The 6,233-nt window shown below is 71.7% G+C and carries 6 protein-coding genes; 4 read left to right on the top strand and 2 right to left on the bottom strand.

All coding sequences use genetic code 11. The annotated features are described in order from the left end of the window. The coding region (locus tag VE172_RS15985; RefSeq protein WP_349258413.1) for an HAD-IC family P-type ATPase at positions 1-1,136 on the bottom strand (1,136 nt) is incomplete at its 3' end. A 130-nt stretch (positions 1,137-1,266) separates the two neighbouring features. Here VE172_RS15985 and VE172_RS15990 point away from each other — a divergent pair. From VE172_RS15990 to VE172_RS16005, 4 genes are all read left to right on the top strand, one after another. Then, positions 1,267-1,641 carry an ArsR/SmtB family transcription factor gene (locus tag VE172_RS15990; RefSeq protein WP_324802928.1) on the top strand — a complete coding sequence of 125 codons (375 nt, stop codon included), beginning with the start codon at positions 1,267-1,269 and terminating at the stop codon, positions 1,639-1,641. Between the two features lie 105 nt (positions 1,642-1,746). Further along, positions 1,747-2,523, top strand: a complete 777-nt coding sequence (locus VE172_RS15995) for an SDR family oxidoreductase (protein WP_324802929.1) — start codon at positions 1,747-1,749, stop codon at positions 2,521-2,523. 39 nt (positions 2,524-2,562) lie between these two features. After that, positions 2,563-4,062, top strand: coding sequence for an FAD-binding oxidoreductase (locus VE172_RS16000; protein ID WP_324802930.1), 1,500 nt, complete (start codon positions 2,563-2,565; stop codon positions 4,060-4,062). Beyond that, on the top strand, positions 4,059-5,474 hold the full coding sequence (locus VE172_RS16005; protein ID WP_324802931.1) for an FGGY-family carbohydrate kinase: 1,416 nt from the start codon (positions 4,059-4,061) through the stop codon (positions 5,472-5,474). The genes VE172_RS16000 and VE172_RS16005 overlap by 4 nt, the downstream gene beginning before the upstream one ends. 33 nt (positions 5,475-5,507) lie before the next feature. Here the strand turns inward: VE172_RS16005 and VE172_RS16010 are convergent, their stop codons facing one another. After that, a complete protein-coding gene (locus tag VE172_RS16010; protein ID WP_324802932.1) occupies positions 5,508-6,092 on the bottom strand; it encodes an ArsR/SmtB family transcription factor in 585 nt (194 codons plus the stop codon). Positions 6,093-6,233: the final 141 nt, after the last annotated feature.

The following is a 6,233-nucleotide window of genomic DNA, read 5'->3' on the forward strand; positions in this document are numbered from 1 at the left end:
AGGCCGCGGTCGCGCGCGGCCGCGACGATGGCGCGGGCCAGCGGGTGTTCGCTGGCGTGCTCGGCCGAGGCCGCCAGGCGCAGGGCCTCGTCGGCGCTCATCGCCTCCGGGGTCAGCGCGCGAATCTCGGCGAGGTGGGGCGTGCCGCGGGTGAGGGTGCCGGTCTTGTCGAACGCGACGACGCTGGTGGCGCCGAGCTGTTCCATGACGACGGCGGACTTCACCAGCACCCCGTGGCGTCCGGCGTTGGCGATCGCCGCCAAAAGCGGCGGCATGGTGGACAGCACCACCGCGCACGGCGACGCCACGATCATGAAGGTCATCGCCCGCAACAGGCTGTCGCGCACCGCTTCGCCGAACAACAGCGGGACGACGAACAGGGCCACGGTCGCGGCGACCATGCCGATGGAATACCGCTGCTCGATCTTCTCGACGAACAGGTGGGTCGCCGACTTGGTGCGCGACGCCTCGGCCACTAGGGCCGCGATCCGCGCCACCACCGACTCCGATGCCGGGCGGTCCACCCGCACCCGCAGGACCCCGGTGCCGTTGATGGTCCCGGCGAACACCTCGTCGCCGACGCCCTTGTCCACGGCGAGCGGCTCCCCGGTGATGGTCGCCTGATCGACCTCGCTGGCCCCGGCGACCACGGTCCCGTCGGCGCCGAGGCGGTCGCCGGGTCGCACGAGGACCTCGTCGCCGACCCCGAGGTCCGCCACCGCCACCACCGACTCGTCGCCGTCCGCGCCGACCCGGTGGGCGGTCTCGGGCGCCAGGTCCACCAGGCCCCGCACCGAGTCCTCGGTGCGGGCGGTGGCGATCGCCTCCAGGGCGCCCGACGTCGCGAAGATGACGATCAGCAGCCCGCCGTCCATCACCTGCCCGATCGCCGCGGCCCCGATCGCGGCGGCGACCATCAACAGGTCCACGTCCAGGGTCTTGTCCCGCAACGCCTTCAGCCCGGCCCACCCCGGCTCCCACCCGCCGGTGACGTAACACGCCAGGTACAACGGCCACGACACCCACCCGGGCGCGCCGAGCAGGTCGGCGGCCAGTCCGGCGCCGAACAACGCCAGTGCCGCCGCGGCCCAGCGGGCCTCGGCGAGCGCGAACCAACGGGTGCGGCGAGCCACCATCGCCGGTCGGGGTGGCGCGAGAGTGTCGGTCACGATGGTTGCCTCCCAGCGGACTGCGGAATCCGCACCGACGATAGCAGGACTATATGAAGATGTATTCATATGATCCTGACCAGGTAGGCTGCTGCCCATGGGACACGGCTCCAAGGGCAAACCCGCACCGGCCACCACACTGGACGTCGACTCCGCCGCCACCGTCGCCGCCACCCTCCAGGCCCTGGCCACCCCGAGCCGCCTGCGCATCCTCACCCGCCTGCGCCAGGCCCCCTGCGCCGTCGGCGAACTCGCCGACGCCATCGACATGGAGCAATCCGCCGTGTCCCACCAACTGCGGCTGCTACGCGCCCTCGGGCTCGTCACGGGTACCCGCCAGGGCCGCCGCACCGTCTACTGCCTCTACGACAACCACGTCGCCGCCCTGCTCGACGAGGCCGTCTACCACATCGAACACCTCACCCTCGGCAAACGCGACATCCCCGACGCCGCGGCCAACGCTCCGCGATAGGCGGTCGATCGCCGTGGCCGGGTCGCTTGTCTCGTCGATCTTGGTACCTGTCATATGGTGGTGCCATGCTCATGCCACCACCGCGGGAGCGATAGGACGATCGTGATGGACCTGGCCGACTTCGACCTCGGCGCGTTCTCGTTGGAGGGACGCCGCGCGCTCGTCACGGGAGGCAACACCGGCCTCGGACGCGCCTTCACGGTGGCGCTGGCGAAGGCCGGCGCGGACGTGTTCGTGCCCAGCATCACCGACGACGGCGGCGTGACGAGACAGCTGGTCACGGGATGCGGCCGCCGCTACGTGGAGGTCGAGGCCGACATCACCGAGCGGGGCGTCCCGGCGCGGGTCGTCGCCGGATGCGTCGAGGAGCTCGGCGGCCTCGATGTGCTCGTGAACTCCGCCGGCATCTGCGTGCAGGCCGAGGCGGACGAGTTCGACCGGGAGCACTGGGACCCGATGGTGGCCGTCAACATGACCGCGGCCTTCGAGACGGCCCACGAGGCCGGACTCGTGATGACCCGGGCCGGCGGCGGCAAGATCATCAACGTCGCGTCGCTGTTCTCCTTCCTCGGCGGCCGCGGCTCCCCGGCCTACGCCGCGACCAAGGCCGGCATCGTCGGCTTCACCAAGGCCTACTGCGACGAGCTGGCCGAACACGGCATCCAGGTCAACGCGATCGCTCCCGGGTACTTCGCGACCGCGATCACCGAGGCGACCCGCGCCGCCCCCGAGGCCGCCCGCCGCGTGGTCGAGCACATCCCCGCCGCGCGCTGGGGCGACCCGGCCGATCTCATGGGAGCGACCGTGTTCCTCGCCTCCTCCGCCTCCGACTACGTCAACGGCCACGTCCTCGTGGTCGACGGCGGCTATCTCGTCCGCTGACCCCGCCGACACCACCGCGACTGGAAGGCCATTCCCCGGATGATCAGGTCACGATCGACCCTCGACCGCTCGGGCGTCGTGCGCGCCGTCACCGACCTGATCGGCCCCGAGCGGGTCGACACCGACGAGGAGCACCTGCGGCGCAGCAGCGTCGACCGGTTCCGCAAGTACACCGCCGTCCACGGAATCTACGACGGCCCCCCGCCCGCGGCCGTCGTGTACCCGGAGACGACGGAGCAGGTGGCGGCCCTCCTGGACCTGGCCCAGCGGGAGAGGCTCGCGGTGGTGCCGCGCACCGGCGGCACCAGCACCGAGGGCGGCCTCGAGACGATCGTCGAGGACTCCATCGTGGTGGACGGGTCCCGAATGGACGCCATCCTCGCCGTCGACGAGGACAACATGATGGCGACCGTCCAGTGTGGCGTCAGGCTCCAGGTGCTCGAGGACCGGCTCCGGGAGCGGGGCCTGACCACCGGCCACTCGCCGCAGTCGAAGCCGATCGCCCAGATGGGCGGGCTCGTGGCGACCCGGTCCACTGGCCAGTTCTCCACCCTCTACGGCGGGATCGAGGACATGGTCGTCGGACTGGAGGCCGTCCTGCCCGGCGGCGCCGTGGTCCGCGTCAAGAACGTTCCGCGGCGAGCGGCCGGTCCCGACATTCGACACGTGCTCATCGGCAACGAAGGGGCGCTGGCGTTCATCACCGAGGTCACCGTGAAGGTTTTCCGGTGGTACGGCGGCACCGCGCGCTACCTCGGCTACCGCGTGCCCGAGTTCGCGGCCGGGGTCGGTCTGCTGCGCGAGGTCGTGACGGCGGGCTACCGGCCGTCCGTGGCACGGCTCTACTCCCCGGAGGACGCCCGCCAGCACCTGAGCGATCACCCCCTGGACCAGAACCTCGTCGTCCTCGCCGCCGAGGGACCCGCGCCGCTCGTCGCGGCGACCGCCGGAGCCATCGAGGCGGCCGCCGCCGAGGTGGACCACGCGGCCGTGGACCCCGAACGGATCCGTGCCTGGTTCGACGGCCTCAACTGGGGTCCGGACAAGATCGAGGCCGAGAAGCGCGGCATGCTCGCCACGGCTCACCTCGGCTACACGACCGAGGTCTCGGTGGACTGGTCGCGCACCGCCGAGCTGTACGAGGCGGTGATGACCCGGATCCGCGGGACGTTCCCCCGCGCCGACGACCTGACCCTGCTGGGCGCGCACTCCTCGCACTCGTACCAGTCGGGCACTAACCTGTACGTCGTCTACGACTACGACATCACGTGCGACCCGCGCGACGAGATCGACGTCTACCACCGCCCGCTCAACGCGATGATCGTGGAGGAGGCGCTGCGGGTGGGCGGCTCGATGGTCCACCACCACGGCGTCGGCAAGTACCGCACCCCGTGGATGCGACAAGAGCACGGCAGCGCCTACGCGCTGCTCGCCGGTCTCAAACGGGTCTTCGATCCCGATAACGTGATGAATCCCGGGTCGGTCTACCCGGTCGACGCCGACGGCCGCGCCGTGCTCGACGCGACCACCGAGCCATGACGGCGTACGTGCTCGCCGTCGACGGCGGGTCGCAGAGCACCAAGGTCTCGGTGGTCGACGGCGCGGGAGTCGTGCACGTGTCCGCCGCGGTGCCGTTGCGGCCCTACGCTTTGGGCCCCGGCGGTCGCGCCGTTCACCCCGACGACGATCTGTGGGACACCCTCGTCGAGGCGTCGCGGCGGGCGCTCGACCGGTTCGACGGCGCGGCGGGCGACATCGTCGCGGTGGGGCTGTGCGGGATCCGGTTCTGCCGGGCGATGCTCGACGCGCGCGGCCGCCTGAGCGAACCGGTGCTCAGCTGGATGGACGCCAGGACGTCGCGCCCGGTGCGGTCGTTGGACCCCGAGGTCGACCTCGTGTGCGGCGCGGGCGGCTATCTGGCCGTGCGCCTCACCGGCGAGCGACGGGACAGCGCTGCCAGTTACCAGGGGACGTGGCCCCTCGACCCGCGGACCCGGCGCTGGTCCGAAGACCCGGCCGAGCTCGCCCGCTCCGGCCTCCCGGCGGCCGTGCTGCCCGAGCTCGTCGAGCCCGCGGGCCTGCTCGGACACGTCACGGCCGAGGCGTCGGCGCGGACCGGCATCCCCGCGGGAACGCCCGTCCACGCCACCGCCAACGACAAGGCCGTCGAGGCGCTGGGAGCCGGGCTGCTCGGCCCGGGCACCACGCTGCTGTCGCTCGGCACCTACGTCGCGGCGATGACCCTCGGCGAGGACCGGCCGCCGGTCGACGACCGCTACTGGGTCAACGCCGCCGCCCAGCCGGGACGGTACCTGTACGAAACTCGCGGCGTCCGCCGTGGCATGTGGACGGTCTCGTGGCTCCGCGCCCTGGTGAGCGCCGCGGCCCCCGACCTCGTCGACGAGCACGAGGTCCAGCGCTGGCTCGAACACGGCGCCCGCGACGTCCCGCCGGGCAGCGAGGGCCTGCTGACGGTGCCCGACTGGCTCCCGCCCGACGACGCCCCGTACCGGCGGGGCGCCCTGCTGGGCCTGGACGGCCGCCACGGCCCGCACCACCTGCACCGCTCGATCCTCGAGGGCATCGTGATGACGATGCACGGCCACGTCTCGGCGATGCACGACGCGCTCGGGCGACCGCTGGAGCGGCTGGTGGTCTCGGGCGGCGGCTCGCGGTCGGACCTGATGATGCGGATCGTGGCCGAGGTGTTCGGCCGCCCCGCCGAGCGCTCCGGCGCCCCGGACGCCGCCGGCCTGGGTGCGGCGATCTGCGCCGCGGTCGGCGCGGGCCTGCACACCGACTTCGCCTCGGCGGTGGCGGCGATGGTCCGCCCGGGCGACGTCGTCGAACCCGACCCCGAGTCGCGCGAACGCTACGCCGCGCTGCTCGACGTGTACGCCGGCCTCGGCGACTTCACCGACCCGATGTTCCGGCGAATGGCGGCCCTGTAGCTCACGGCGTCCTCGTCGACCCGAAGGCGAGCGTCACTCCACGGTGTCGTCTCCCGGAGGCAGAACCGGATAATCGGGCATGGGATAGAGGCCCACGGTGAACCCGTAAGCGGTGTCACCGGCTCGCGGCAACTGGTCGAATTCGCCGACCACCTGCGCGACGCGTTTCCAGAATTCGGCCGCCCGTTCCTCGGGAATGCGGGCACGCCGGATGAGCGAACGCAGCTGCCCGTCCTTGTACGCGGCAACGGATTCCTTGGCCGCGACCTCGAAGTCGTTGAGGTCCCGCGGCCCCTTTCCATCCCCTGCCCCCCGGCCCAGGCCGATATAGAACATCCGCGCGGCCCGCCCGTAGTAGCGCTCCTCGATCGCCCTGACCCGTCGCGTGCGCACCACCCGCAGCAGGCCCGCCTCGGCCAGGACGCCCACATGGTGAGCCACCGTGCTCTTCGGCCGCTTCACCGCCCCCGCCAGCTCCGTCACGGTCGCGGCCCGCTCATGAAGCAGGCCGAGAATCGTGGTTCGCAGCGGGTCGCTGATCGCCCGCACCTGCTCGGAGGTGGTGAGTTCGATGGTGTCCTGGAGCTCATAGTCGGGGACGGGGGCGTTGACTGTCATGATCAAACAGACTAACATTTCCGAACGTTCCACATTTTTCGATCAAAACCCGACGAGGAGACCACCCATGACCGAAGTTGTCCTGTTCCACCACGCCCACGGCCTGACCGAAGGGGTGCTGGCCTTCGCCGAGGACCTGCG

Source organism: Stackebrandtia sp. (assembly GCF_035643755.1).
Lineage (GTDB): Bacteria > Actinomycetota > Actinomycetes > Mycobacteriales > Micromonosporaceae > Stackebrandtia.

Bases quoted from the DNA above. Each gene is read 5' to 3' on its own strand.
- VE172_RS15990 (WP_324802928.1), top strand. From the start codon at position 1,267: ATGGGACACGGCTCCAAGGGCAAACCCGCACCGGCCACCACACTGGAC.
- VE172_RS15995 (WP_324802929.1), top strand. From the start codon at position 1,747: ATGGACCTGGCCGACTTCGACCTCGGCGCGTTCTCGTTGGAGGGACGC.
- VE172_RS16000 (WP_324802930.1), top strand. From the start codon at position 2,563: ATGATCAGGTCACGATCGACCCTCGACCGCTCGGGCGTCGTGCGCGCC.
- VE172_RS16005 (WP_324802931.1), top strand. From the start codon at position 4,059: ATGACGGCGTACGTGCTCGCCGTCGACGGCGGGTCGCAGAGCACCAAG.
- VE172_RS16010 (WP_324802932.1), bottom strand. From the start codon at position 6,092: ATGACAGTCAACGCCCCCGTCCCCGACTATGAGCTCCAGGACACCATC.